The sequence below is a fragment of the Polyangium mundeleinium genome (genome assembly GCF_028369105.1).
Lineage (GTDB): Bacteria > Myxococcota_A > Polyangia > Polyangiales > Polyangiaceae > Polyangium > Polyangium mundeleinium.
Window position 1 is genome coordinate 10,640,030 of record NZ_JAQNDO010000001.1, and the last position, 26,004, is coordinate 10,666,033.

A 26,004-nucleotide genomic window follows, 5' to 3' on the forward strand; every position below is an offset into this window, starting at 1 on the left:
GGCCGCCAGGCCGAACGCCGCACGTCAGGAGGGAATGACCTTTCGCATGGAGCGACGGGTGACGAGCCAGAAGAGGACGATGATGGTGACCGTCGCCACGCCCATGCCAATCCACACCGAAGGCGGCGCGCTGCGCATGGCGTCGAAGACTTTCTCGCCGAAATAGGCGGTCGCCAGCAGGGGTAGGAAATACCCGGCCAGCGAGCCCCAAAAATGCGTCTGGAACCGCACCCGCGAGATGCCGAAGAACACGTGGAGCATGGGCGGCATCCAGAAGATGAGGCGGAGCAGAAAGACGGTGAAGAAGGCTCGCTTTTCGAGGGCCTCCTCGTAGGCGCGGAAGCGCGCCGGTACGAGCTTCGAGACCCAATCACGCGCGACGAAGCGCGCGAACGAGAAGCCCACCACGCTCGCCGCCATGGTGCCGACCATGGAGAGCGCGAATGCCACCGGCCACGGCCAGATGAGCGGCGCCGCGAGGATGAAGATCGTGCCCGGCACGCCAAACGGCTGGAGCGCGGCGTACGCCGCCACGAACGCGAAATACCCCGCCGGCCCGAGCTCCACGAGCGCCTGCTTGATGCGCGCGGGCTCGCTGAAGACCTCGAACAGGCCCAAGCGCTGCGCCACGACGAGCCCGATGGCCACCGCGGCCACGGCGGCGATCTTCATGTTGCGGAGCGAGCGGCTCGCCGCGGGGTCAGGCGGGGGGTCGGGCGAACGCACGCGACGAGGTTTACAATTCACGTCTCCCTTGTCAAGTCTGGTTGACAAGTTTGGCTTGCAGTGTCAACTTTGACCACCGTGAGCGAGACGAGCTCCAGCGATAGGTACGTGGAAGACCCGCGCCGCCGCAAGCTGATGGACGCGGCGCTCACGGTGTTCACGCGGTTCGGCTTCCGGAAGGCGTCGATGGACGAGGTGGCGCGCGCCGCGGGCATCTCGCGTCAGGGTCTTTACCTGCATTTCGCCACCAAGGAAGATCTGTTCTGCGCGTCGGTGGAATATCTCCTCGTCACCGCGCTCGCCAGCGCGACGGCGGTCCTCGCGGACGCGGAGCTGCCGCTGGAGAAGAGGCTCGTGGCGGCGTTCGACGCGTGGGTCGGCCGGTTCGTCGGCGCGCTCGGGCCCGAAGCTTCGGACCTCGGCCCCGCCGCGAAGGAGCTCGTCGGCCCCATGGTCGGCGAGCATGAAGCGCAGTTCGTCGAGGACGTGGCCAAGGCCCTGCGCGCCTCCGGCCTTCTGGCCATCTACAAGCCCGCGGGGGTCACTGGGCCCAAGCTCGCGGAGACGTTGTATGCCACGGCGCGCGGGCTGAAGCACGGCAGCGCGACCCGCGATGAATTCGTCGAGAGCATGAGCATCGCGGTGCGCGTGATGTGCCTGCCGCTGCGGGAGGCCGAGAAGACCACGGCGAGCCCATACGTGGAGGGCGGCGGCAGCCGGCCACGCAAGCCACGCGGCAAAGGGCGATAGTTCGAGGGCAAGAGAGATGAAAGTCCTTCTCTTTGGTGCGACGGGGATGGTCGGACAGGGTGTGCTGCGGGAGTGTCTGCTCGACCCGGATGTGGAGAGCGTGCTCGTGGTGGTGCGCAGCGCGACGGGGCAGAAGCACGAAAAGTTGCGCGAGATCCTGCACGAGGATTTCACGAATTTCTCCGCCATCGAGGGGCAGCTCGCCGGATATGATGCGTGCTTCTTCTGCCTGGGGGTCTCCGCGTCCGGCATGAAGGAGGCCGATTATCATCACATCACCTACGATTTCACCATGGCGGCGGCGGAGACGCTCGTCCGGGTGAGCCCCGGGATGACGTTCATCTATGTCTCCGGCGGGGGGACCGACAGCACCGAGCGCGGCCCTTGGATGTGGGCCCGGGTGAAGGGCAAGACCGAAAATGCGCTGCTGCGGCTGCCCTTCAAGGCGAGCTACATGTTCCGGCCGGGGTACATCCAGCCGCGTCACGGCATCGTCTCCAAGACGAGGCTCTATCGCATCGGGTACGCGATCATGGGACCGCTGTTTCCCGTGTGGCGCCGCATTGCCCCCAAGTACATGATCACGACGGAAGACGTGGGGCGGGCGATGCTCCAGGTGGCCAGGCACGGCGCGGACCGGCGCGTGCTGGAAAATCACGAGCTCGGCGCATTCTCGCAGGCGTATTCACGGCCGGCGAGCTGAGGGCAGCCAGGCCCTCGCGCTGCGCAGATTGCGCAAGTGGGCTTTCACAGTTCGGGCAACGTTGCGCAAACCGGCCGCGCGCCGACCGCTCCTTCCTGCGCCGGAACGCCGTACGGCGTCTTGGCACACCCGCTGCAATCGGGCGCGCGCGCGCCTGACGAGGCTTGCCTCGGCCGGTCGCCCATCGGCGCCAGGGTGGCGTCTTCCTTGTCCTTTCGAGGAGAATCCATGAACGTCACGAGACGGCCCTCGCGTCCCGGCCTGCGCTGGATGTCCTGCATCCTCCTGGCGTCTTCGCTCGCCGCCGGATGCACGCCCGAGCCAGAGCCGCCCGGCCCCGGGAGCGCCGAGGTCGACGTCGAGCGGTACGAATTGAAGGGGGACTACGACTGGACGCGAGGCCGGCTCGCCGCGACGGTTGAGATCACCCTTGCGCCCTTGGCCAAGGGGACGACGACAATCACGCTCGACAGCGCCGTGGCCGAAGTGAAAGCGGTGCGGCTCGCGGGCGGCGGAGCCCTGCCTTTTTCGGCGAATGCCAGCGAGGAGCAGCTCCAAGTGGACGTCTCCACGGTGCCTGGTCTCGGCACGGATGTGAAGATCACCCTGGAGGTCGATTACGAGGCGGCGCCGAGCGACGCCTTGATTCCCGTGATCGAAAACCGCAAGGGCGACCCCTTGAATGTGCGCGCGGTCTTCACGATGTCGGAGCCGATCGGCGCGAGGCGATGGATGCCTTGCCACGACACGCCTTCGGATCGTGCGATCTTCTCCGTCTCCCTGGGCATGGATGGCGCGGAAAAGATGATCGCCAACGGAGACCTCGTCTCCGACGAGCCGGAGGGGGACGGGGCCCACCGGATGAAGTACGAGACCACGTATACGCTGCCGACCTACCTGATGGCCTTCGCGATCAGCGATTTCGAGGTGGAGAGCACGACGAAGGGCGACCTGCCCGTCTCCATCTGGCACCGGCGCGGGCTGCAAGGGCATTACGAGGCAGTGCTCGGGGAGATGGTGGGCCTGCTCGACCATTTCGAGGAGCTGCTCGGTCCTTATCCCTTTGAGAAGTACGCGGTTGTGCACCTGCCGAACTTCCCCGCGACCGGCGTAGAGAATGCGAGCATTTCGTTCCATTACGAAGGCGCGGGCACGGAGCCGCTCGGCGCCGAGCTCTCGCTGACGGCGCATGAGCTCGCGCACCAGTGGGTCGGGGATCTCGTGACGATCGAGAGCTGGGACGACCTCTGGATCAAGGAGGGCATCGCGACGCTCCTCGAGCCGGAGGGGCTCCGCGCGCACACGGACACGGACGGCCCCTTCACGTTGAACGCCAATGAGTTCTTCGCGATGGAGGGCGAAGCCATCCGCGACACGTCGCTGAAGCTCGCGGACAAGTACACCACAGGGCCGTACACCCGCGCGGCATGGCTCTTGACGCAGATACGAAGCCTGGTGGGAGAGGAGGCCTTCTGGTCGACGCTGCGGAACATTCTCGACGAGCACCGCTTCGGGGCGATCGGGACCGAGGAGTTTCTCGGGGCTTTCGCCGAGGCGCTCGGCCCGGAGGCCACGGCGCAAGCAAAACACGCAGTCGACGCGAAGAGCCTTCCCACGCTGACGATCGGCGCGCTGCCCTCCGGAGGCGCCACCGTGACGGTGCACGACCCCGACGGGGCGCTGATGGTTCCGTTCGATATCGGCTGGGTCGCGGAGGACGGCTCGGTGCGGGCGGAGACGCTCCCGGTCGGGGAACCTTTCGACGTGGCACCGCAGACGAGCGGCGAGTTCCTCGTGATCGATCCCAAAGACCACCACATCCCCTGGGATTCCTTTTTGGTGGACGAGGAATCCATGAATGCCTATTACGCGAACGTCCTGCCGCTCCTCGTGCCCATGAGCGCGGCGGCGGAGGCTCGTTTTCTCGAAATCGGTTCGGCTGCCCAGGATGAAGTGATCTTCACGTCCTCGTCCTTGCCGGGCGCCACGCCGGAGGGGTTCGGGGCGTTCGTGACTGGGCTCGACTCGGAGTGGACCCAGGCCAATGCCTTGAGCACCGCTTGTTCGGTGGCAAGCGACCCGGGGCTCGACCCAGCGACCACGGCGGCCTGGACGACCACGCTGAACGAGGCGCTTCTGGTCCCGCCACCGCCCTTCTCGCTCGATTTGATCCAGGTCTACGGCTATGGCGCGTGCAGCATGTTCGATCCAGTGACCGCCTTCGCGGACGACTGGACGAGCCTCGCGACGGGGCTCCCGTCCGGGGAACTCGATTATCTCCGGTTGAGCTACCTCACCGCATTCGACATCCCGGCGCCGCTCGCGATGTCGACCTGGGGCAGCGTTGCAAAACAAGCCAACACGGCGAGGGCGCGCTGGCTCGCGACCATGGAGCTCCGTTCGTACCTGAGCGGGCTCGAGCCAACGGACATCCCCGCATGGCGGACGTTCTTCGTCGAGCTGCTCAGCACGACCGAGGACACCGACGTGCTCCAGCAGGCCATCCGAGCGGTCGTGACGACCATGGCCCCCACGGCGGCCGAAAACGCGGACGCGCTGGCGGGCCTCGACGTGCTGCTCCATTCGCCGTGGACGCGGGTGGCGCATCAGCGCGCGGTGTGCGCGGCCTTCAAGCTGACGGCGGATGACGCCACGGCGTGGGCTGCGTTTGCCGAGGGCCTGAAGGACGCCCCGCTCGCTCCCAAAGCCGCCGCGCGGGTCGAGGATCCCGCCCTCTGCCCCTGACTACCCGCGTTTCGGAGGGCGATACCGGATGATCACCACGTGCAGGTGGGCATCTTCGTCCAGGCGGGAGGTCTGAATCGAGACCGCCCCTTCTTTTTTCAGCTTCTGAAAATCCGCTGCGGTCAGCGTCAGCTTGTGCGGATGCCCGGCGAGACCTTGCACATCGTAGGTCTTGTCCGCACCGGAGGCCATGTCGGCGGCGGTAATCACCACCTCGTGCTCGTCTTTCCCGGTGAACTCGGCCGAACAGACGCTCACCCACTCCGGCGGATCCTCCGCGGGCGCGCATCGCACGTGCACGCGGTGCGTATGCGTGAGACCCTGGGTGCTCTTGGCGCGCAAAAGCTCCCCCTTCAAAAGGGTCTTCATATCCTCCGCCGTGAGCGTCACCTCGTGCGGATGCTTCGCCGTCCCCGCGATCGGATAGGTCTTTTCGACCCCCGCCAGGACGTCGGCCAGCGTCACCACGAAGACGTGGCCATGGTTCTTTCCAACCCTGCAAATCACCCTTGAAAACGACGGCTCGGGCGGCTTTGCCGCGGGCTCGGGAGCCGTATTCGCGGCAGGCTCGGGAGCCGCATTCGCGGCGGGCTCCGGCGGGGCTTCGGAGGAAGCCGCGGTCGCGTTCGGCTGCGCGGTCGGTCCGGGCGTGGGGGCGGCGCTCTTGCCGGAAGCCGTTGTCGCGGAGGCCGTTTGCCCTGTCGCAGGGTTCGGAGCGCTGGCACCACACCCCGTCCATGGGAGCGACGCTGCGGCTGCTGCGATTTGGAGAGCTTGTCGCCTGCGCATGAGTACCTCGAAGGAGTCTGCGGAATCGCGCTTCGCCAAAGGACAGAAGCGCAGGCTCCGCCCCGATTGTCAAGAGGCCCACGGGACGATGCAGGGGTGGGGCGGGACGGGCGGGGAGCGCTCCTCGGGTAGGGGGAGATGTCGTCTGGCACGCTCCCGCTTTCCGCCGTCCGCTTGCCCCCTCCGCGGGCAGGACGGTAGGTTCTCGGCCGTGCTCGCTCCCGAGCTGACCGTCACGCTGGTGGGAAAAGCCCTCGTGGGGGAGCGGCAGGCCGTGCGTGCGCTCGTCGACAGGCTCACGCCCGTCATCCAGATGCGCGTCGCGAGGGCGCTCCGGCGGCGCCGGGGGGCGGCGCTGGGGCGGGATGTCCGGCAGGAGGTCGAGGACCTCACGCAGTCCGTGTTCCTGGCCATCTTCGCGAACGGCGGGCAGGCCCTGCGCAAGTGGGACCCCGCCCGCGGCTCGTCGCTCGAAAGCTTCGTCGGACTGCTCGCCGACCACGAGATCGCCTCCATCCTGCGCAGCCGCCGGCGCAGCCCCTGGACCGAGGATCCGACCACGAACGAGGATCTCGCCGAGGACGCGCCCCCGGGCGACGTCGGGCCCGAGCTCGAGACCCTCACCCGCGAGGCCTTGCGCACGATCGTCGACCGCCTCCGCGAGCGCCTGAGCGACCGCGGGCTCGAGCTCTTTTTCCTGCTCTTCGTGGAGGAGCGAGCCACCGAGGAGGTCTGCGCGGACACCGGCCTGACGCCGGACGCGGTCTACGCGTGGCGCAGCCGGATCGGGAAGCTCGTCCGGCAGATCGCCGCCGAGATCGTGTCAGAAAACGAGGCTTCGGATCGTACCCTTCTCCGGAGGCCCCCCGAATGACCACGGATGAGCTGCTGAAAGCCGTGGCGCAGGCGGCGCGCGACGACGAGGTCGAGGACGATCCGCGCTGGTCCGCCCTGGTCGAGGGGAAGCTGCCCGAGCAAGATCGCGCAGCGCTCGAAGAGCTCGCGAAGAACTCGCCGCGCCACGAGGAGGCCTGGCACATGCTCCGGCCGCTCGACGAGCAGGCCCGCGCGCGGTTCACGGACGGGATCCTCGCGCAGATGCAGGGGGAGAAAGCCGGCGCCGAGGAGAGCCGCTCCCCGGCGCCGCCGCGCGAAGGCGCTCAGGTGATCCCGCTTCCAAAAAGACGCACATGGCGGCCTGTGATCGCCGTCGCGCTGGCCGCCGCCGCGGCCGTCGCCCTGTTCGTCGGGCTGCGGGGATTACCGAGCACCGACGACAACGGCCCGATCGCCCTCCTGTCCTCCCAGGACCCGGTCCCTGCCTACGAGCTCACCCTCCTCGGCGGCGAACGAAGCACCCGCACGGAGCCCATCCCGGCCGAGCCGCGCCCCACCGTGCGTCTTGGCTCAGGCTCGTCCCTTGAGATCGTGCTCCGCCCAGCCACCTCGGACCGGAAGCCCATCACCACGGGCGGCTTCTTGATCCAGGATGGGCGCGCGCGCGTGTGGGAGGTTCAGCCTGAAATTTCACCCGATGGCGCGATCCAGATCACAGGAGATCGACAAGCCCTGTTCCCGAACGTGCCCGCAGGCTCGTACGAGCTCGTGATCGCCGTCGGCCGCCCCGGAGCGTTGCCCGACGCCGACGCGGTGGTCCGCGGCGCCGCAGGGGAGCGGGATGCGCGCGTGCGGCAGTTTCGCCAGTCGATCGTGCTCGTGGACCCATGAGGCGGCCAAGACCGGCGCGCGCGTCCTCGCTCTTTCCCGCCCTGCTCTTCGCGCTCGCGCTCCTCACGCCCGGCGATACACGCCCCAACGCGACCGCCTCCGCCCCGCCGCCCCCGCCGCCCCTGCCGCTCGACGTCGAGGTCGCGGGCTGCGGCGCCGTGCTCGCCGATCCCGCTTGCGAGCTGCCCGAGGATCGAACGCTGCGAATCTGGGTGAAAGCGCCGCCGGGGGCCCGGATCGAAGCAGCCCTCGACGACGACGCCGCGCCGCTCGACGGCGCCGCAATCCAGGGCGGCACGCTCGGCCGAATCGAGGTCCCCGCCCCTACGCGCGAGCTCTCTGTCACGGCCACGCTCGGCGATCGGCGCGCGTCGTTCCGGCTGCCGATCCGCCCGCCGAGCCCCGATCCCGCCTTGAAGGAGGCCGAGTCCCTTCGCCAGGCGGGCAAACTCGATGAGGCCGCGGCGCGCCTCACGAAGGTGGTCTCCGATCCCGATCCGACGCGCAGGGCGAAAGCGCTCGGCAAGCTCGCACGGATCGACCGGGCCCAGGGCCGGATCGAGGAGGCGATCGGCCGCTTCGAGGACAGCATGCGGGCCCACCGCGCGCTCGGCCGGATCTCCGACGAGTTCCTCGATGGGTTCGCGCTCTATTACACGTTGACCTACCACGGGCGGAGGCTCGCCGAGGCGCGGCGCGTGCTCGATCGCCTCGAACCGCTCGCGGATCGCCACCCGGAGGGGCGCGTGCTCCTGTCCTACTACGCCGGGCTGCTCTCGTCCGAGACCGGCGATCTGCGCACCACGCTGCGGCTCCTCCGCGCCTCGGCCGAGGGCGCCGAGCGGCTCGGGCTCGCCATGCACCGCCTCGACGTGCTGCAGCTCGAAGCCGACATGCTGCAGATCCTCGGCCGAGGCGCGGAGGGCGAAGCGCGCCTCGCCGAGGTGCGCGCGTCGTTCCCCGCAGACGCGAGCCCGTGCCGAACGGCCTCGATGCATACGAGCGTCGGCTGGTTCGCCTTGCAAGCCATCGCGCGGGGCGATCGGTCGGAGCTACGCATCGAGGACGCCCACGCGGCGTTTTCGCGCGCGCTCGCCCTTCATCAGGGCGCGTGCCCGGACCCCGAGAAGCTCGCCAATGCGCTCACCAACCTCGCGCTGGCCGAGCTGTTCGGCGGAGACGCCGCGCAGGCGGCCGCGTACCTCGCCCGCGCGCGCCGCGAGCGGCCCGATCCGGATGCGCGCCTCGTGGTGTGGCTGCTCGACATCGAAGGTCGCATCACCCTCGGGCGCGGCGATCCAGCACGCGCGCTCCGGATCTACGAACGCATGGCGGACATCGCGGCGGCCGGCGTACTCCCGGCGAGCCGCTTTCGCGCGGCGCTCGGGCGCGCAGAGGCGTTCGAAGTGCTCGGGCGCGTGGCCGCCGCGAAGACGGCGTATGCCGAGGCCGAGGCGCTCCTCGACGACCACAGCCTGCTCGTCCCGCTGGGGCAGGGGCGCGAGACCTTCCTCGGCCGGTTCGACGAGGGCGCTCGCCGGCGGGTCGATTTCCTCCTGCGCCACGATCCGGCCGAGGCCGCCATGGCCGCGCGTCGCTCGCGCGCGCGGTCGCTCGCGGCGCTCCGATGGCAGGGCCGCATCGAGGCGCTCGGCCCCGAGGAGCGCGCTCGCTGGGAGGGCGCCATTCTTTCGTATCGGCGCGAGCGGGATGCGCTCGATCACGAGGCCCGCGGCGACTGGAAGCTCGCGGCCGACGCGCTCGCGCGGGCCCGCGCCGCGAGGAGCGCCCGCGAGGCGAAGCTCGAAGCTGCGCTCGATCAAGCGCTTGTGGTGCTCGGGCGCGTCGAGGTCGACGGAGGCGCGGCGTTGCCCCCCGTCGCTCCGGGCGAGCTGCTCCTCGTGTACCACCCGATCCGCGCCGGCTGGGCGGGGTTTGCCCTCACCCGCGAGGGCGTCACGGCGCGCAGGCTGCCCGCGCCGAGCGCCTCTCCGACCCCGGAGGAGCTTTCCCGCTTGCTGCTCGACCCCTTCGGAGACGCCCTCACGAACGCACGGCGGATCCGGCTCGCGCCTTATGGCGAGCTCGATCGCATCGATGTTCACGCGCTGCCCTGGAAAGGCGCGCCGCTGCTCGCGCGCGCGCCGGTGGCTTATGCCGTTGATCTCCCCGGGCGCGGCGAAAGCGCCCCGGTGCCGGCCGTGGAGCAAGCGGCCTGGGCCGTGGTGGTGGCCGATCCGCGGCGCGACCTGCCGGCGGCGCGGCGCGAGGCCGAGCTCGTCGCCGGGGCGCTCGAAGAACGAGGGGGCCTTCGCGTGCGGCGTTTGTGGGCCCGCGAGGCCACCCTGGGCGCGGTGCGCGAGGGGCTCGAAGCCCCCGGGGCCGTGCTCTTCCACTATGCGGGGCATGGCTTCTTCGGCGGGCGTGACGGGTGGGAGAGCGGCTTGCCGCTCGCGGAGGGCGGCTTTCTGAGCGTGCGGGACGTCCTCTCCTTGCCGCGGGTACCGGCGCACGTCGTGCTCTCCGGTTGCGACACGGCGCGGACGGCGGCCGAGGCGCGGGCCGAGGGGCTCGGGCTTGCCCAGGCGTTCGTCGTGGTCGGTGCTCGGTCGGTGATCGCGGCGACGCGCCCGATCGACGATCACATGGCCCAGCGGATGATGGCGGCGCTTTATGGATCGCCCTCCGCGCGTGGCCCGATCGACGCGGTGGCCGCCCTGCGTGACGCGGCGCTCGCGGTCCGGGCCGAGGACGCCGCGTCCGACTGGGCGAGCTTGCGCGTGCTCGTGCCCTGATTCGCGCGCTGCCAGAAAAAAGTGGTGAGGTTGTCAGACCCGGAGGGGCGGCGTCGTAAGGGATAGGCGCGGAGGATACGATGCGAAATCGAATTGCGTTCGGATTGTGCATTCTGGTCATGGGTTGCGCCTCGGGCAGCGTCCCCGACACCAAGGAGAGCGGAGGCGTCGCCATGGCCCGCACGCTGCCGAAGCCGACCGATCCGCAATGCGGCGCGTGCTCGTACGTGCTGGCCGAACGTGCGGTGCACGCTTCGCTGGACGGCAGGGACAACATGCCGACGATGGATCTCATCCTTTACACGCCGACGAAGCAGGTCCTCCAGAGGCACGTCGGCCTCGCGCCCCGAACGTACGCTCCGGGCAAAGCAACGTATGCGGTCCCGGACGGCGCGACGAGGGACGTCGCTTATGGCGAGCTCAGTTGGCAGGGCCTGACGGGTCAGCAAAAACAAATCATCCCGGTCACGTTCAAGTCCGAAATCCCCATCGAATGACCCGCGCGCGCCCCCTGCGCGCCGCCCCGCCTCCCCTCCTCCCGCCTCCCGGCCCCCTGCCCACCCGTATTGCCTCCGCCGCCGCCTCGCGCATCCCCATGCGTGATGCGCCCACGTGCGCGCGGCGAGGATCCGATCAAAGCCGTGTCGCGCCGAAGCCGTAGCGGCCCCCAAAATAAAATGATGAGGGTCGTCAGAAACCGGGAGGCCTCGTCGTAAGAACCATCGAGGCAAGCGCGAGGACACGGAAAGAGCGCTGCCTCGGAGATTCCGCGTGGGAAGGCGAGGTACGGGCGCTACGAGCGTCCGCGGGCACGTCTGCCCCGAGAGCCATCGCCCCTGCGGGGGCACCAGACGAACCCCATTCGTACCCAGAGAAAGAGAGACTTCCATGAAGACGAACTCGATTTTCGCGGCATTGCTCATCGGCACCGGCCTCGTCGCGACGGCTTGTATTGCGGCCCCTGGCGTCGCGGACGACGGCGTCGCGGAGGAGGACGGCGCGGAGGCGCTCGTCGGCGAGGCCGAGGAGGCGCTGCAAATCGCATGGCCCGTCGCGGCGTGGCATTTCGATGTCAACTGCAGCGGCGCCACCGCGTTCGATTCATCGGGCAACGATCTGCACGGCGTCCGGTCGGGCGGCGTGAATTGCGCGGCGGGCGCGAAGGGCGGCAAGAGCCTCGAGTTCAACGGGACCAACGGCAAGGTCGAAATCCCGGACCATGCGGCGCTCGATTTCACGACGGCCATGACCGTCTCGGCTTGCGTGAAGCCCCAGTCCACCGCGTCGGGCACCATCCTGAGCAAATGGTACGCCCTCGATTCCTACCAGCTCGCCATGTCCTCGGGGAACGTCTTTTTCGCGGTGGCATTCCCCGGCGGCTCGTGGGGCGTCACGAAGGAGGTGACCGCGCCGGCGACGACGGGCGTGTGGCAACACGTGGCCGGCGTCTACGACGGGGCGAACCTGCTCCTTTACCGCAATGGCACCCTCGTGGCGTCCACGCCGGCGAGCGGGACGCTGCAGCCGTCGAGCCGCCCCGTGGTCATCGGCAATCACCCGTCCTGGAGCGCGTTCAATGGCAACATCGACCACGTCTATCTGTACAACCGCGCGCTCACGGCCGCGGAGATCGGGACGTTGAAGGCCGAGTGCCTGAACTGACAGACGCGCAGGCTACGACGGGACCTCGCCCGCGAGCGTTCGCAGGCGGCCGCGCATACGCTGCTTGGCGGCCTCCTCGACCTGGCGGATGCGCTCCTTGCTCACGCCGAACGCTGACCCGAGCTCCGCCAGCGTCGCCGGCTCGTCCGACATCAGGCGCCGCTCGAGCACCTGCTGCTCCCGAGGCGAAAGCTCGGCCAGCGCTGTTTTCACGGCGCATTGCAGGCGCGCGCGCTCGTCGGCCAGACAAACCTCTGCCTCGGGCGAGGGCGCGCCGTCCGCCGGGCCGTCGCTGTGGGTCGATGTATCGAGCGGCGCGTCGGGCCCAGCGAGCAAGGGGATCAGTTCGTGGGCGCGCTGCTCGGACAGGCCCGTCTTCTCGGCGAGCGTCGTCGCATCCTTCACGAACGCCCGGCGAAAGAAGCGCACCGCCCGCCGCTCCGCCTTCGACGTGCCGAGGCGCACGATCCGATAGTTACGCGTCACGTAATCGCGGATCTCGGCGCGAATCCAGTAATTCGCGAACGTCGCGAGCCGATATCCGCGCGCCGGATCGAAGCGCTCGGCCGCCTGGAGCAGGCCGATGTTGCCCTGCTGCACGATGTCCTCGAACGGCGCGCCCCAGCGCTGGTATTCGCGCGCGATCGTCATCACGTACGACAGGCACGCCTCGATGAGCAGCCGCCCGGCCTCACGATCGCCTGCCTTCCAGCGAATCGCGAGATCGCGCTCGACCTCCGCGGTCAGGATCCGCCGCCTTGCGATCTCGGCGCGGTACATCGACAGCGCGTCGTGGCGCGGCGCCGCGCCCAGCCTTCGACGCCTTTCTTTCTCTCCGTCGCGCAAGAGACAGCTCCTCTCGTTGAACGTTCGCGGGGGGCGCTTGCCCTCAATGCCCCGCATCCACCTTGACCCCTTGCTGCGGTTTGCCGAGCAGCATCACCAGGGGCAAAAACAGCACGATCAGCATGCCGGCGAGCCAGAACGTGTCCGCGAACGACATGATCGAGCCCTGCTGCGCCACCGTCCCTGAGAGCAGCGAAAGCGCGCGCTGCTTGGCCTCCACCGCGGACGCGCCTTTCGCCATCATCGCGCCCGTCAGCATGTTGACTCGCTCGATCGTCGCAGGATCGTTCGACACGAGCTTCTCTGCCACGACGGCCGCGTGAAAGGCCTGCCGCCGCGTCAGCATCATCGAGAGCAGCGCGACGCCGACGCTGCCCCCGAGCATGCGCGTCAAATTGAAAAACCCCGTCGCGGAGGCGACGTCCTTGCGCGGAATGGGACCAAGCGAGGCCATCGAAAGCGGCAAGAACATGAACACGGTGCCCAACGAGCGCACGATGAGCGGCCAGAAGAGATCGTCGCCGCTCGTCATCGGATTCATCGTGGAGAACATCGCCAGCGAGCCCGCCAGGATGAGCGCCCCGATCACCAGCATGAGCCGCGGATCCATCTTCCGCGCCAGCCTCCCCGCGACCTGCATCATCGCCGCCGTGGCGAGCGCGCCGGGCAGCATCATGAGGCCCGTCTGTTGGGACGTGTAACGCAGGTTCGTCTGCGCGAAGATCGGCACCGCGAAAAGCCCGCCATACAGGGCCATACCCACGACCACCGAGAGGATGCTGCCCGCCCATAACGAGCGGTACCGGAGCACGCGCAGGTCCACGACGGGCTCGTCCGACGCGAGCGCGCGCCGCACGAAGAGCACGAGCGACACGATCGACGCGACGCACAGGACGACGATCATCGGATCATCGAACCAGTCGTGGGAATTTCCCTCCTCGAGGAACGTCTGCAGGCAACCGAGGCCAATGGCCAGCATGGCGATGGAGGCCCAGTCGATGCCCTTCGGAGGCGTCTTGTGCGGCTCGTCGGGCGGGAGCGCCGAGAGGCAAAGCAGAACCGCGAGCACGCCGAGCGGCAGGTTGATGAAGAAGATCCACCGCCAGCCGATGTTCGTCACGATGTAACCGCCCAGCGTGGGGCCGATCGCGGGACCCGCGATGACGATGGCCCCGAAGAACGATTGCGCCGTGGCCTGCTCCTCCTTGGGAAACGTCTCGAAGAGGATCGACTGCGCCTTGGCCATCAGGCCGCCGCCCGTGATCCCCTGCAAAACACGCGCGATGACCAGCATCGGCAGGCTCGTCGAGAGCCCGCACAGGAGCGAGGCCACCGTGAAGCCCACGAGCGAGAAGATGAAATACTTTTTCTTGCCAAACCTGTGCCCCAGCCACGCGGCGAGCGGCAGGATGATGACGTTCGCGACGGCGTAACTCGACACGATCCAGCTCGCCTGGCTGAGCGACGCGCCAAGCGAGGTCTGCATGTCGGCGAGCCCCACGTTGACGATGCTCGTGTCGATGACCTCGAGCAGCGCGCCGATGGCCACCGCGATGGCCACGGCCCACTTGTTGTTTTGGGGCGCGGCGACGGCGAGCGCGGGCGGCGCGACAGCGAGCTGAGCCTGGGCCACGACGAACCTCCTATCCGCGCGTATCGATGGACAGCTCGACGCTCATGCCCGGCCGCAGCACGAGGCCCTGCGGCACGTCGCGCAGCTTCACGCGCACGGGCACGCGCTGCACCACCTTCGTGTAGTTGCCGCTCGCGTTGTCCGGCGGCAGCAGCGTGAAGCGCGAGCCCGTCGCGCCGGACAAACTCTCGAGCTCGCCGTGCAACGTGACGCCCGGCAACGCGTCGATCACCAAGTGCGCGGGCTGGCCCGCGTGCATCTTCGCGACCTGCGTCTCCTTGAAGTTCGCCGTCACCCACACGAGCGGCGTCACGAGCTGCACGATGGCCTGCCCCGACGCGACCTGTTGCCCCACGGCGATCGTCTTCTTCGAAGCCACGCCGTCCGCGGGGGCCACGATGCGCGTGTATGAAAGCTCGAGCTTCGCCAGATCCCGCGCCGCCTTCGCGATGGCCACCTGCGCCCGCGCCGTCTTCGCGCGCGCCTGCGCCTGCGCCACGAGCGCGTCCACGTTGCTCGTTTGCTCCAGTTTGGCCGAGGCCTCCGTCGTGCGACTCCGCGCCACGGCGATGTTTGCCCGCAGCGTCGACAGCCGCGCCCGCGCCGCCTCCAGGTTCGCCTGCGCCACGGCGAAGCTCGTCTCCGCCTGATCCAACGAGGCTTGCGGAAGCGCGCCCTGCTCGAGCAGCTTGCGGTTGCGGTTGCGATCGGTCTCGGCCTGCTTGAAGGCCGTGTCCGCGGACTTCACCGAAGCCTCGGCTTCCTTGAGCTGATCGGCCGCCGACACCACGCCGCCCTGCGCCGTTTGCAGCGACGCCGCTGCCACGGACTTGTTGCCGAGGGCGTTAATCTCGGCCACGCGCGCGTCCGCTTCGGCCGCCTCGGCCGCCGCCTCGGCCGCCTCCACGTTGGCCTCGGCCTGCGCGACCTTCGCCTTCGCGCTCTCGTCGTCGAGCACGGCCAGCGTATCGCCCGCCTTGACCTGCTGGTTCTCCGTGAAGAGCACCTGCGCGATGGTCCCGCCCGTGCGCGCTGGCACCGCGATCACCTCGCCGTCCACCTGCGCGTTGTCCGTGCTCTCCACGGTGCGGTGCGTCCACCAGTACCCCCCGCCGCCCACGACGGCGACGAGCAGCAGGACGAACAGGAGCGGGCGCCCCTTGCTTTTCGGCTTCGCGGAGGCGCCCGCGGCAGCGCTCCCCTCGACGGAGGGGGCTTGGGGAACGACGTCGGAAGCGGATGTCGCGGTGCTCATGCGTGACCCTCAAGGCAACTAGCTGTTGCCATAGTACCCAGCAGCGGGTACATTGGCAACAGCTAGTTGCCTTTGAGGCAGATCAGCACGAAAATTTCGGAGGATCCGTTCGGTAGACCGAGAGCCCATGCACCGCGCGAACACGCCCCCGCCCGTTCCACGAACCCGCCGCACCGAAGGCACACGTGTCCGCGGGCGCGCCGAGCGCGTGGTCGCGGCCGTACTCACCGCGACGCACGAGGAGCTCGGGCGCGTGGGCTACGGCGCGCTGCGCGTCGAAGACGTGGCGGCGCGCTCGGGGGTAAACAAGACGACCATCTACCGGCGCTGGCCGACCAAAGCGGAGCTCGTCGCGGCGTCCTTGCGCGCCGCCAACGAGGAGCAGGAGCAGCCGGACACGGGCACGCTTCGCGGGGATCTCCTGGTGGTGGTGATGAGGACGGTGCGAACGTGCAAGACCCCCACGGGCCGAGGCATCGTGCGCATGCTTCAAACGGAGCGCGCGGACCCGGAAGTCGAGGCCCTTTCGAGGAGCCTGCGCGACCGACGCTGGCAGCGCAATCGTGCCTTGCTCGAGCGAGGCATCACGCGCGGCGAGCTACCCGCGGACGTGAATCCGGAGCTCCTCCTCGATCTGATCCTCGGGGGGATCTATGCGCGCCTCATCCACCGCGGCGAGGACATCCGCGAGGACTACGCCGCCGCGGCGATCGACACCGTGCTCGCGGGCGCCCGCGCGGGCGCGGCGCGCCTGCCGAACGAACCACAGCAGTAGAAGGAACCAAGAGAGGACGACACGACCATGCAATCGAACGAAACGCGCGCGCAGCGCGATGCCAATGACGACGCGCGGGGCGCCACGAAGGAGGCGCCCGAGCTCGGGTCCGTGGTGCTCGATAGATCCGATCCGGCCTTTCTCGCCAGGTCCCCCGAAATCTACGAGGAGGCGCGGGCCAAGGGGCCCGTCGTACGCGCCCGTCATTACCCGTTCCCCCGAGACGAAGAAGAGCGGAAGAGCGTCATGGCGGGCGATCGCCCCGTCGGCGAGGTGCTCTTCGTGAGCCATTACGAAGAGGCGGCGGACGCGCTGCTCGACGCTCGTCTCGCGTCCGACCCCTTCGCGCGGATGACGCCGGAGCAACGAGCGCACATGCCGCAGGTGCCGGAGGAGCTCCGGCCGATCGCATACTCGCTCCTCATGCTCGATCCGCCCGACCACACGCGGCTGCGCAAGCTGGTCCAGCCAAGCTTCAATGCCCGCGCGATGGAGGCGCTCCGGCCGCGCATCCAGCGCCTCACCGACGACCTGCTCGACAAGGCCGAGCAGGAGGCCGCCGCGCGTGGCGAATCGGCGCCGGAGCGGCGAATGGATCTGGTCAAGGCATTCGCGTACCCCCTGCCGGTGACGGTGATCAGCGACATGCTCGGGATCCCGGAGGAAGACCGCGAGACCGTCAGCCAATTGGGCGAGCTCCGGATCGAGAACCGGGACCCCGTCGTCATGCAGGAGACCCGCAAGATGCTCGTGGCGTTCAGCCACTACCTCGTCGATCTCTTCGAGCGGAAGCGGCGCGCGCCGGGGGACGACATGATAAGCCAGATGATCCACGCCCAGGAGGACGGCGACAAACTCAACGACAAAGAGCTGCTCTCGATGGTTTTCCTCCTTTATTTGGCCGGGCACGTGACGACGGTGAACCTCATCGGCAACGGGGTCGTCGCGCTCTTGACCCACCCCGAGCAGCTCGCCCGCTTCAAGGCGGATCCGGGGCTCGCCAAAGGCGTCGTCGAGGAGACGCTTCGCTATTGGGGGCCGGTCGATTACCTGGGCGCCGTGCGCACCGCCCGGGAGGACCTGGAGATTGCCGGCGTGTCGATCCCGAAGGGCGGGCAGGTCATGATCGGCCTCGGCTCGGCCAATCGGGATCCCGCGCAATTCGAGGATCCCCACGCGTACGACATCACGCGCGAAGGCGCCCACCGGCACATCGCCTTCGGCAAGGGGATTCACCTGTGCCTCGGGGCGCCGCTGGCGCGCATCGAGGGGCAAATCGCCTTCGAGATCCTGTTCCGACGTTACCCCGATCTGCGCCTCGCCGTGCCGGCCGAGACGCTGCGCTGGGGCGGCGCTGCCGGGCTGCGCGGATTCCGCGAGCTGCCGGTGCTATTCTAACGGCGCGTCAAGCGTCCGGAACGACCTCTCCACCTGCCGAGGCTCGGTTCCCGGCAGGAAGCTCCTCTCCCAAAACCTGACCTCGCCCGTTTTCGAGAAGGCGACCACCGAGCTCGACCGCGTCCCGTACAAGGGAGGCCTCCTCGCATCCTCGATGAACAGCGGCGCAAGCATCCGCTCCATCTCCAATCCCACGCCCGTATCCGGGAGCTCCGCGTCCGGCGCCCCCCGATCCGAACGCAACATCTGGAAAAACGCCTCGGGCTCCGGGAGCGGACGTGATTCGAGCAGCTTCGTGAAGGCGCCCTTGCCCTGCACGAGCTTCGGCCAGGGCGTGTCGAGGAGATGGTTGCTGAGCCCATACACGCCGGGCGCGAGCGCACGCGACTCGCCCGTCAGGCTCGCGAAATAGGCCGCCTCGCGCCGCGTGCCCACGATCAGGTTGAACCCGTTGAACGCACTCGCGCGCGGGCGAAGGCTCTCGGTGAACGCATGCGGCGCGCCGTCGCCCAGGAGATACTCCACCACGAGCGCGCCGCGTGATTGCGCGTCCCTGCGCTGCGCCGCGGGGTCCCGGAAGTTCGTGATGGCGGCGAAGCGCCCGGACCGCGTCACGCCGAGCCAGGTCCCGCCGCTCTGCAGGTCACGCCCGGCGAGGAGGTCGGGGTGATCGTCCCAAGCGTGCATTTCCCGGGTCGGACGAGCGTGAAACTCGTCGCGGTTGGCGGCCAGCACGACGTCGTGATCCGGATGCGCCGCGAAGCCCAGGAACAGCACGCACATGTCAACGCTCCCCTTGCTCGTCCCCGAACCGCTCCAGGAACTCGTCGTACGTCCCATTGAAGAGCCGCGGCCCTTTGCGGGACAGCTCGAGCACGCGCGTCCCGAGCTTGCCGATGAAATGCCGATCGTGGCTCGTCACCACCACTGTCCCCTTGAAGGCGATCAACGCCTGCAAGAGCGCGTCGATGCTCTCCACGTCGAGGTGGTTCGTCGGCTCGTCCAGCACCACCACGTTGTTCTTCAGCAGGATGAGCTTGGCCAGGACCAGCCGCGCAGCCTCCCCGCCTGACAGGCTCTCCGTCTTCTTGAGCCCTGCTTCTCCGCTGAAGAGCAGCTTCCCCAGCACCGAACGCACGTCTTCGAGTTGCGCCTCCGGATCGAAGCGGTGCAGCCACTCGTACGCCGAGAAGCCGGGTTCGAGCGCCTCGTGATGATCCTGCGCGAAATACCCCACGCTCGTGTCGTGGCCCCACACGATGGTCCCCGCGTCCGGCGCGTGCTCTGCGACGAGCAACTTGAGCAACGTCGACTTGCCGATGCCGCTCGGCCCGATCACCGCGAGTTTGTCGCCGCGGTTCAGGTTCAACCCGAGCCCCTCGATCACCCGCAGATCATCGAAGCTTTTCGAGAGCCCCTCCACGCGAAGCACGTCGCGACCGGACGGTTTTTCGATCTCGAACTTGATGTACGGACGCACCACGCTCGATCGCCGCACCTGGATGCTGCTTTCGAGCTTCTCCATCTCCTTGACGCGCGACTGCGCCTGGCTCGACCGGCTCGCGCTCGCGCCGAAGCGCGCCACGAAGTCCTTGAGCTCGGCGATCTTCTTTTTCTTCTGTGCCGCGTCGGCCTCCGACTGGCGCTTCCCGGTCGTCTTCTGCTCGATGAAATCGTCGTAGTCGCCCGTGTACACGGTGACCGTCTGGTAATCGACGTCGGCGACGTGCGTCGCGATCGCGTTCATGAAATGCCGATCGTGGCTCACGACGAGCAGCGTCCCGCGGAAATCGTGGGTCAGGTACGATTCGAGCCACCGGATGGAGTCGAGGTCGAGGTGGTTCGTCGGCTCGTCGAGCAAGAGGACGTCGGCGCCTGCGAAGAGCGTTTGCGCGATGAGCACACGCAGCTTGTACCCGCCTGCCAGCGTGCTCACGGTGTCGAGGTGCCGGGACGACGTGATTCCGAGGCCCTCCAGGATCTCCGCGGCGCGGGCCTCGGCGGTGTAGCCGTCCTCCTCGCCGATCGTCCCTTCGAGCTCGGCGAGGCGCATGCCGACCTCATCGTCCATCTCGCCTTCGAGCAGCCGCTCCTTCTCTTGCGTGGCGTCCCAGAGGACACGGTTGCCCATGAGCACGGCGTCGAGGATGCGGACGGACTCATAGGCGAAGTGGTCCTGCGAGAGCACGCCGACCTTCAGCTTGCTCGGGATCTCGACCGAGCCTTGATCCGACTCGTGCTCCCCCGAGATGACCTTGAGCAGCGTCGATTTTCCCGCGCCGTTGGCCCCGACGAGCGCGTACCGCTTGCCCGGATCGAACCGCATCGAGACGTTTTCGAAGAGAATTTTCGGGCCGAAGCGCTTGGAGAGCTTGTCGAGCGTGATCATCGCGGCGCCCGACCTAGCACGTGTTCCCGACGTTCGCCGCAGCCATGGAGAGGATAGGTCGAAGGTAGCCGGCAGACGTGGGCCGCAGTACGAGTCACCGAAGTCACCCGAGGCCCCTCGCCCGGTATGCGGTCACGGATGGAGCACGATCCCGCCGACGACCTCTGCATTCCATTTCGATCGCATCGCCTCGGCGTATTGCTCCATCGGATAATGCTTCGCGACGAGCGGCCGGATGCTGCCCTCGTTCGCCCATCGCAAGATCTGCTCGAGCCGCGGGGCGCGAATCGAGGGATCGTGCAGCGTCGAGATGGCCGCCGGGCAACCGAGCACGTCGAGGCCCTTCATCATGATGAGGTTCGTCGGGAGCACGTTGACGTTCGGCGCGCCGCGTTGCCCCTTGCCTTTCGCCACGAAAGGCGTCGAGGCCCATCCGACGATCAGGAACCGAGCGCCAAAACGCACGCACTTCAAGCTCTCGACCGATATCTCGCCGCCGACGCCGTCGTACACGACGTCCACGCCCTCGCCGCCCGTCAATGCCTTCACGTCTGCGCGGAAGGCTCGAATGCCGCCGCCCTCGCCTTTGCAGTTGACGACGTGATCGGCGCCTTGCGCGGCCACGACGGCGAGCTTCTCGTCGGAGCGACCCGTCGCGATCACCTTCGCGCCGAGGAGCTTGGCGAGGTGCACCGCCGCAAGCCCGGTCGCGCCGGACGCGCCGTGGATGAGCACGGTCTCGCCCGCGCGGAGACGCCCGCGCGTGACGAGGCAATGGTATGCCGTCTCGTAGTTTCCGAGGAGGTTACACGCCTCGTCGAAGCCGAGCCCCTGCGGGATCCGTTGTACGGCCTCGATCGGCGCGACGGCGTACGAGGCAAACCCCCCGTATTTCTGATACGGGCCCAGGGAACGTGGACCGGCGAGCAAGCCGTCCACGAGAATGGAATCCCCCACGGCGAAACGCCCCGCCGCTGCGGCCTCCTCGCCCATCCAGGCGATGACCCCCGCATACTCGAGGCCGGGACAGTACGGCGGTTGCGCCATGTGCTGGTATTGACCGCTCGTCATCAGGAGGTCGACCCAGCCGACGGACGCGCTCTTGACGGCCACGATCACATCACGGGCCGAGAGCGTCGCGGGATCGGGCGGAGGCATGTCCACGAGCGAGGTATGGCGCTCGATGGCTTCGAGCGGGGTCTCGCCAAATTCGGCGACGACGACCTGTTTGCCGGGGGGAAGAGATGTGGCCGTTTCCAAAAGATACCTCGATGCGTGGTTCACCCGACCGGCAGGGCGGTCAGGGTTCGGAGGAATTTCTCCCGATCGTATCCGATGATGATCCACACGCCCGACCCCGGAGCGAGCCGGGAGCCCCAGGCGCCTTTCTCACGATACAGCTCGACCTCGGCCCACGCGCCGATCGAGGGATCGATCGCGCAGCAGGCCGCCAAAGGATCATGGAACGCCTTGCCCCCCATGGCCTCCGGCGCCGATTCTTCGACCTCGGGCGGCGAAGAGCGGTTTTGTCGCTTTTCCCCCTTTTTCTCCAGATAGACGTCCATCCCTTGCCAGATCAGGCGGAGCGATTGGCTCTTGTCCTTCAACCCCTCGATCCGAGCATGCATTTCGTGGTCGTAAATCACCCCGTGGCAAACGTTCTTGGAGACGAACCTGCGGCTCCCGATCCCAGGGTATCGCAGCGCCTCCAGCGCGGATTTTGGATCCCCATTGAGGTTGAAGGTCGGACAGGTGACCATCCCACGAAATTTCGGGAGCTGGCGCTCGGGCGGAACGACGCCCTCGCCGGCGAAGCCCCCTTGGACGACGAGGCGTCCCACCTGGAAGCCGGGGAGCTTCATGGCGCCGCCCAGGTTCTTGAGCGGGGCGCCGGTGATCAAGGTGGTCGATGCGTCGCAGACGGCGCGCAAGACCTCCGGCCCGGGCGCGGCGTCTCGCGAGGGCGGGATCTCGCCGTAGGCCTTGTAATGCCAGGAAGAAACACACACGCCTCGTGGCCCGTGCCGCCCCTCCCCCGGGCCCGTGCCTTCCCGGACCGATTTCGGTTGGTGGTCGAGGTTGTACGCCCCCACCGGGATGTCCCTGCCAAACCAGCGGAGGGCCTGGCGCACCACCCCCACCTGATCGGGTGTGCCCGGCGTAATGGTCACCGCCTTGAGGTTGACCTCGGGGTGGCCGAGCAGGAGGAGCAGCGTGAGAAAATCATCCGGATCCCCCGTCTCCATGTCCCAGACGACGTCGAGCATGTTCCTTCCGGTCCCGCGGGGTGTCTTGGTTCGATAGGCGCCGTCGGAGGGGGCACACGCGGCGCCCCCCCCGAAAGGGTCAGCGCCCAAAGCCGCAGCCACGCTGAATCCGCGATGGCCCGATTCCCCATGGATGGACGACAACAGAGGAACGGTGCTCTGTCAAGCTCGCGAGGCGCATGACGTCGACGACATCGTGCGCCTCGCGACCCTCCGCTCTGGCCCCAGCAGCGCGGGGAATCCAGCGCGCGCTCACCACCCGACGAAGGAAACCTTCAAGGTCTCCCACGGGCCGATCGACGAGCGGTTTGCGTTCACCTCGCCCCCACCACCGTTTTCGGCCGCGACGTACTTGCCGTTCGAGCTCTGGAGGGCGATGCTATCACCGCTGTGGATGACGCCCGAACCGCCGATCTTCCAGATACGGAACGTCTCCCAGGCGCCAGGGCTCGTGCGGTTGGCTTCCAGCGTGCTGCCGCCGCCGTCCTCGGCCACCATGTACCTCCCATTGCTGGCCTGCAGCGAGATGAAATCGCCGCTCTCCAACGACCCGCCATTGTTGTCGACGTGCGGGCTCGCCATGGACGTGCCGTTCTTGCTCGCCGTGTCGCTGTCGCCGGTATGGTAGGCCGACGTGATGCCCGATCCGGGGGCGAACAAGTCGAGGCGACGCCCCGACGGCCGCTGAAGCGCCCTCTTCCGCCAGACGCGACGCTGCGCTATCACGATCACGGAGCCTTGCCCCATGCCCACGCCGAACACCGCGGATGCAAGTTCCAGCATCTTCGCGCTTCCGCCCCCCGATCTCTCGACGCAGATCGACCTTTGCTGGGCGACGAAAAGCAGCGGCGGCTCGGGCACGACGTTCCACGAGTTGTTCCCCGACGCTGGAGCACACCTCATCTTCCGCCATTCTCCCGCCGGCTGTCGAATGGTGCTGATCGGGCCCGCCACCGAGCGCGCCACCACCGAGCGCGTCGCCGGCGGCGAGTACCTCGGCATCCGCTTCCGGGCCGGCCAGGCACCGCGCTTCGCGGACGTTCGCTCCTCGGAGCTCACCGACGGATGCGTCGAGGTGACGAAGATCCGAGGCATCCCGATCGAATCCCTGGCCGAGCGATTGCGCGCGCTCCCGGACCTCGACTCGCGACAACGCGCGTTTGCGAATCTGGTCCGGGACGCCGCGTCGCCGCTCGTCACGGATGCACGCTGCCGCAGGGCCACGCTCCTCCTCGAAGCGCACGGAGGTCAGCTCCGGGTCGACGCGCTTGCGGACGAGCTCGGTCTCCACACGCGCAGCCTGGAGCGCCTCTTCCTCGATCAGTTTGGAATGACGCCCAAGCGGATGGCCCGGCTCGTCCGCCTCCGCAACGTCCTCGGCGCGCTGCACACCGGCACCTTCGCGACGCTCGCCGAGCTCGCCCAGGCATGCGGCTACGCGGACCAGCCGCACTTGATCCGGGACTTCAAGACGCTGACCGATCGCCTCCCCGGCGAAAAAGGCGCGCACCGGAGCCGGCAGCTCACACGCGCCGACACGCGGATCGTCCACCGGTATCGTCCGTAGCCCTCCGCAGGCTCGCGCGGCGTGTCGCATTTTTACAATACGGCCCGCCGCACGCGCGCTAGGAAGGGGCGACCCTCTCGGAAGGAGACCCCCATGCAAGCTTCGAAGGAACGAGCGCCGTCGAAGGGAGCGGCAACGCTGTCGGGCGATTCACGCCCGGTGGTGGTGAGGACGCGGCGCGGCGACGTCGAATGCGCCTTTCTCGGCGATGGCCCTCCGGTGCTCGCGCTCCACGGCGCAATGGGCGGCCACGATCAGGCGCTGCTCCTCGCGCGCACCGCGGGTGTTCCGGGCTTCCGATATGTCGCGCCCTCTCGCCCCGGTTACCTCGGAACACGCCTCTCGCTCGGGCGAACGCCCGCAGAGCAGGCCGATCTCTACCGCGATCTCCTCGATGCGCTCGAAATCGAACGGGCAGCCGTGATGGCCATCTCCGGCGGCGGCCCGTCCGCGCTCCAGTTTGCCCTCAGCCATCCGGATCGCTGCTGGGGACTCGTCATCGTTTCGTCCGTCTGCACCCGCGTCGAGACGCGATTGCCGCTCGCGTGGTACCTCATGCGGGTCACCGCGCGCTGCGGCCCGCTCGTCGCCGCCATGCGGAGAAAGGCCGAGCAGGATCCAGAGCGATCGGCGCGCCGCTCGATTCCGGATCCAATCGTACGCGCCCGCACGCTCGGCGATCCCGAGGTGGGCCCGCTCTTGCGCGAGCTGCAGCTCAGCACGTTCGATCGAATGCCGCTCCGACTCCAGGGCACGGAGAACGACGTCGCCGTGACGCGCCGCGATCAAGGGTTTGCCCTGGAACGAATCACGGCGCCGCTCCTCGTCGTGCACGGGACGAACGACCGAGCGGCGCCCTTTGCGCAAGCGCAAATCCTCGCGGCCCGCGTTCCCGGGGCCGAGCTCCTCGCCATCGAGAATGGCGAGCACGTGAGCATTTTTACCGATCGTGAAAGGGTCCGGGCGCGCGTGGGGCCTTTTCTCCACGCACACGCGCCCGCGGAATAGGCGACGCGGCCTTCCTCATGAACGGGCGAGCGCCTGAATCACCTCGTCGATGGGCGTTTTTCCCTCGACCAGGCGGTCGCCCCGCGGGGCAATGGCGCCGCTCGCGAAGCCGCGGTACATCTCGGCGAAGATCTCGGCGTGGTGCTGCGACGCCCCTCCTTGCACGAGCGTGCTCACATGAGCATCCTGCGGAATATCGACCACCTGGAGGGTCTTCCCGAGCGCAGCCCCGAGTTTCTCGGCGACCTGCCGCACCGAATACGCGGGGCCGTGCAAATCGATGTTCTCGTTCTTCTGCCCGTCTTCGAGGAGCGAGGAGGCAGCGAGCGCGCCGATGTCCTTGGTGGCGATCTGCGGGAGGGGATAGTCTGCCGATGGCGTGAAGTTCGGAAAGATCCCAGCGTTCCGCGCCGGCGCGAGTGAGTTGGCGACGTTCTCCTGGAAATACCCCGCGCGAATCGCGGTGAGCGTGGTGCCCGTCACGCGGAGCGCATTCTCCAGGTAATGAAGGCCTTTGATGGGCCCCGTGCCGTCCGGCAGATCCGCGCCCACGGAGGAGAGAAGGACGACATGCGGGACGCCGCTCGCCTTCACCGCAGCGGCGATGCCATCCGCGGTCTCACGCTGGTAGGCATAAAAATCAGGCGCTGCAAAGTTCGGAGGCAGGAGCACGAAGAAGCCTCGCGCGCCCGCGAGCGCGGCGGCGAGCGCGTCCTTGTCCCCGAGCGCGACGACCGCGACCTCGGCGCCCTTCTTGGACCATTCGGCGCCCTTGGCCGCGTCGCGCACGAGGACCTTGACCTTTTGCCCTTTGGCCAGGAGCTCTGCCGCGACGACCGAACCGACGTTACCCGTCACGCCTGCGACCACGAAAAACATGCTGGACTCCTTTCGACGCCCCCATCCCGAAATCACGTCTCATATAACGGACACACATCCGCCATGCAAGACATTTCGAAAGAGGGCTC

General features: G+C 68.1%; 23 protein-coding genes. 12 read left to right on the forward strand and 11 right to left on the reverse strand.

What is annotated here, in order from left to right:
• Positions 1–24 precede the first annotated feature (24 nt).
• Positions 25–726 (reverse strand): TVP38/TMEM64 family protein, encoded by a 702-nt coding sequence (locus POL67_RS41760; RefSeq protein WP_271926660.1) that lies wholly within the window; start codon positions 724–726, stop codon positions 25–27.
• A gap of 78 nt (positions 727–804) precedes the next feature.
• Between POL67_RS41760 and POL67_RS41765 the strand changes: the two genes are divergently transcribed.
• From POL67_RS41765 to POL67_RS41775, 3 genes are all read left to right on the forward strand, one after another.
• Positions 805–1,476: a TetR/AcrR family transcriptional regulator gene (locus POL67_RS41765; RefSeq protein WP_271926661.1), complete on the forward strand. Its 672-nt coding sequence runs from the start codon at positions 805–807 to the stop codon at positions 1,474–1,476.
• A gap of 16 nt (positions 1,477–1,492) precedes the next feature.
• On the forward strand, positions 1,493–2,179 hold the full coding sequence (locus tag POL67_RS41770) for an NAD(P)H-binding protein (protein WP_271926663.1): 687 nt from the start codon (positions 1,493–1,495) through the stop codon (positions 2,177–2,179).
• 228 nt (positions 2,180–2,407) lie between these two features.
• Entirely contained in the window at positions 2,408–4,924 is a 2,517-nt protein-coding gene (locus POL67_RS41775) for a M1 family metallopeptidase (protein ID WP_271926664.1), read from the forward strand.
• Here POL67_RS41775 and POL67_RS41780 read toward each other — a convergent pair whose 3' ends face one another.
• Positions 4,925–5,392, reverse strand: a complete 468-nt coding sequence (locus POL67_RS41780; protein ID WP_271926665.1) for a hypothetical protein — start codon at positions 5,390–5,392, stop codon at positions 4,925–4,927.
• Positions 5,393–5,924: 532 nt separating this feature from the next.
• Here POL67_RS41780 and POL67_RS41785 point away from each other — a divergent pair.
• From POL67_RS41785 to POL67_RS41805, 5 genes are all read left to right on the forward strand, one after another.
• Positions 5,925–6,587, forward strand: a complete 663-nt coding sequence (locus tag POL67_RS41785) for an RNA polymerase sigma factor (RefSeq protein ID WP_271926667.1) — start codon at positions 5,925–5,927, stop codon at positions 6,585–6,587.
• The gene (locus POL67_RS41790; protein WP_271926668.1) at positions 6,584–7,441 is read left to right on the forward strand and encodes a hypothetical protein; all 858 of its coding nucleotides are present in this window, start codon (positions 6,584–6,586) and stop codon (positions 7,439–7,441) included. Before POL67_RS41785 ends, POL67_RS41790 begins: the two co-directional genes overlap by 4 nt.
• Positions 7,438–10,236, forward strand: a complete 2,799-nt coding sequence (locus POL67_RS41795; protein ID WP_271926669.1) for a CHAT domain-containing protein — start codon at positions 7,438–7,440, stop codon at positions 10,234–10,236. Before POL67_RS41790 ends, POL67_RS41795 begins: the two co-directional genes overlap by 4 nt.
• A gap of 80 nt (positions 10,237–10,316) precedes the next feature.
• Entirely contained in the window at positions 10,317–10,733 is a 417-nt protein-coding gene (locus POL67_RS41800; protein ID WP_271926671.1) for a hypothetical protein, read from the forward strand.
• Between the two features lie 391 nt (positions 10,734–11,124).
• Complete coding sequence (locus POL67_RS41805; protein ID WP_271926673.1) at positions 11,125–11,898, forward strand: LamG domain-containing protein; 774 nt, start codon at positions 11,125–11,127, stop codon at positions 11,896–11,898.
• Positions 11,899–11,910: 12 nt separating this feature from the next.
• Here POL67_RS41805 and POL67_RS41810 read toward each other — a convergent pair whose 3' ends face one another.
• Genes POL67_RS41810 through POL67_RS41820 form a run of 3 tightly spaced genes read right to left on the reverse strand, consistent with a single transcriptional unit; the run spans position 11,911 to position 15,632 of the window.
• Positions 11,911–12,744, reverse strand: a complete 834-nt coding sequence (locus POL67_RS41810) for a sigma-70 family RNA polymerase sigma factor (protein ID WP_271926674.1) — start codon at positions 12,742–12,744, stop codon at positions 11,911–11,913.
• 43 nt (positions 12,745–12,787) lie between these two features.
• The gene (locus POL67_RS41815) at positions 12,788–14,377 is read right to left on the reverse strand and encodes a DHA2 family efflux MFS transporter permease subunit (RefSeq protein WP_271926675.1); all 1,590 of its coding nucleotides are present in this window, start codon (positions 14,375–14,377) and stop codon (positions 12,788–12,790) included.
• 10 nt (positions 14,378–14,387) lie between these two features.
• A complete protein-coding gene (locus POL67_RS41820) occupies positions 14,388–15,632 on the reverse strand; it encodes an HlyD family secretion protein (RefSeq protein ID WP_271926676.1) in 1,245 nt (414 codons plus the stop codon).
• 127 nt (positions 15,633–15,759) lie between these two features.
• Between POL67_RS41820 and POL67_RS41825 the strand changes: the two genes are divergently transcribed.
• Positions 15,760–16,407 carry a TetR/AcrR family transcriptional regulator gene (locus POL67_RS41825; RefSeq protein ID WP_271926677.1) on the forward strand — a complete coding sequence of 216 codons (648 nt, stop codon included), beginning with the start codon at positions 15,760–15,762 and terminating at the stop codon, positions 16,405–16,407.
• A gap of 27 nt (positions 16,408–16,434) precedes the next feature.
• Positions 16,435–17,805 carry a cytochrome P450 family protein gene (locus POL67_RS41830; RefSeq protein ID WP_271926678.1) on the forward strand — a complete coding sequence of 457 codons (1,371 nt, stop codon included), beginning with the start codon at positions 16,435–16,437 and terminating at the stop codon, positions 17,803–17,805.
• Here the strand turns inward: POL67_RS41830 and POL67_RS41835 are convergent.
• From POL67_RS41835 to POL67_RS41855, 5 genes are all read right to left on the reverse strand, one after another.
• Positions 17,797–18,588, reverse strand: a complete 792-nt coding sequence (locus POL67_RS41835) for an NRDE family protein (RefSeq protein ID WP_271926679.1) — start codon at positions 18,586–18,588, stop codon at positions 17,797–17,799. The genes POL67_RS41830 and POL67_RS41835 overlap by 9 nt on opposite strands.
• Before the next feature lies 1 nt (position 18,589).
• Positions 18,590–20,194, reverse strand: a complete 1,605-nt coding sequence (locus POL67_RS41840) for an ABC-F family ATP-binding cassette domain-containing protein (RefSeq protein WP_271926681.1) — start codon at positions 20,192–20,194, stop codon at positions 18,590–18,592.
• A gap of 132 nt (positions 20,195–20,326) precedes the next feature.
• Positions 20,327–21,454 carry an NADPH:quinone oxidoreductase family protein gene (locus tag POL67_RS41845; protein WP_271926682.1) on the reverse strand — a complete coding sequence of 376 codons (1,128 nt, stop codon included), beginning with the start codon at positions 21,452–21,454 and terminating at the stop codon, positions 20,327–20,329.
• A gap of 20 nt (positions 21,455–21,474) precedes the next feature.
• Positions 21,475–22,461, reverse strand: coding sequence for a nucleoside hydrolase (locus tag POL67_RS41850; RefSeq protein WP_271926683.1), 987 nt, complete (start codon positions 22,459–22,461; stop codon positions 21,475–21,477).
• A 252-nt stretch (positions 22,462–22,713) separates the two neighbouring features.
• The gene (locus POL67_RS41855) at positions 22,714–23,187 is read right to left on the reverse strand and encodes a fascin domain-containing protein (protein WP_271926684.1); all 474 of its coding nucleotides are present in this window, start codon (positions 23,185–23,187) and stop codon (positions 22,714–22,716) included.
• A 19-nt stretch (positions 23,188–23,206) separates the two neighbouring features.
• On the opposite strand from POL67_RS41855, the gene POL67_RS41860 reads away from it, so the two are divergent.
• Both POL67_RS41860 and POL67_RS41865 read left to right on the forward strand, forming a co-directional pair.
• On the forward strand, positions 23,207–24,028 hold the full coding sequence (locus POL67_RS41860) for a helix-turn-helix domain-containing protein (protein WP_271926685.1): 822 nt from the start codon (positions 23,207–23,209) through the stop codon (positions 24,026–24,028).
• A gap of 93 nt (positions 24,029–24,121) precedes the next feature.
• Entirely contained in the window at positions 24,122–25,036 is a 915-nt protein-coding gene (locus POL67_RS41865; RefSeq protein ID WP_271926687.1) for an alpha/beta fold hydrolase, read from the forward strand.
• 15 nt (positions 25,037–25,051) lie between these two features.
• Here the strand turns inward: POL67_RS41865 and POL67_RS41870 are convergent, their stop codons facing one another.
• The gene (locus POL67_RS41870) at positions 25,052–25,915 is read right to left on the reverse strand and encodes an NmrA family NAD(P)-binding protein (RefSeq protein WP_271926688.1); all 864 of its coding nucleotides are present in this window, start codon (positions 25,913–25,915) and stop codon (positions 25,052–25,054) included.
• Between the last annotated feature and the right edge of the window lie 89 nt (positions 25,916–26,004).

What these genes read in the sequence shown, in the direction of transcription:
- POL67_RS41770 (WP_271926663.1), top strand. Translation starts at nt 1,493, where the DNA reads ATGAAAGTCCTTCTCTTTGGTGCGACGGGGATGGTCGGACAGGGTGTG.
- POL67_RS41775 (WP_271926664.1), top strand. Translation starts at nt 2,408, where the DNA reads ATGAACGTCACGAGACGGCCCTCGCGTCCCGGCCTGCGCTGGATGTCC.
- POL67_RS41790 (WP_271926668.1), top strand. Translation starts at nt 6,584, where the DNA reads ATGACCACGGATGAGCTGCTGAAAGCCGTGGCGCAGGCGGCGCGCGAC.
- POL67_RS41795 (WP_271926669.1), top strand. Translation starts at nt 7,438, where the DNA reads ATGAGGCGGCCAAGACCGGCGCGCGCGTCCTCGCTCTTTCCCGCCCTG.
- POL67_RS41800 (WP_271926671.1), top strand. Translation starts at nt 10,317, where the DNA reads ATGCGAAATCGAATTGCGTTCGGATTGTGCATTCTGGTCATGGGTTGC.
- POL67_RS41805 (WP_271926673.1), top strand. Translation starts at nt 11,125, where the DNA reads ATGAAGACGAACTCGATTTTCGCGGCATTGCTCATCGGCACCGGCCTC.
- POL67_RS41820 (WP_271926676.1), bottom strand. Translation starts at nt 15,632, where the DNA reads ATGAGCACCGCGACATCCGCTTCCGACGTCGTTCCCCAAGCCCCCTCC.
- POL67_RS41825 (WP_271926677.1), top strand. Translation starts at nt 15,760, where the DNA reads ATGCACCGCGCGAACACGCCCCCGCCCGTTCCACGAACCCGCCGCACC.
- POL67_RS41830 (WP_271926678.1), top strand. Translation starts at nt 16,435, where the DNA reads ATGCAATCGAACGAAACGCGCGCGCAGCGCGATGCCAATGACGACGCG.
- POL67_RS41835 (WP_271926679.1), bottom strand. Translation starts at nt 18,588, where the DNA reads ATGTGCGTGCTGTTCCTGGGCTTCGCGGCGCATCCGGATCACGACGTC.
- POL67_RS41840 (WP_271926681.1), bottom strand. Translation starts at nt 20,194, where the DNA reads ATGATCACGCTCGACAAGCTCTCCAAGCGCTTCGGCCCGAAAATTCTC.
- POL67_RS41850 (WP_271926683.1), bottom strand. Translation starts at nt 22,461, where the DNA reads ATGCTCGACGTCGTCTGGGACATGGAGACGGGGGATCCGGATGATTTT.
- POL67_RS41860 (WP_271926685.1), top strand. Translation starts at nt 23,207, where the DNA reads ATGCCCACGCCGAACACCGCGGATGCAAGTTCCAGCATCTTCGCGCTT.
- POL67_RS41865 (WP_271926687.1), top strand. Translation starts at nt 24,122, where the DNA reads ATGCAAGCTTCGAAGGAACGAGCGCCGTCGAAGGGAGCGGCAACGCTG.
- POL67_RS41870 (WP_271926688.1), bottom strand. Translation starts at nt 25,915, where the DNA reads ATGTTTTTCGTGGTCGCAGGCGTGACGGGTAACGTCGGTTCGGTCGTC.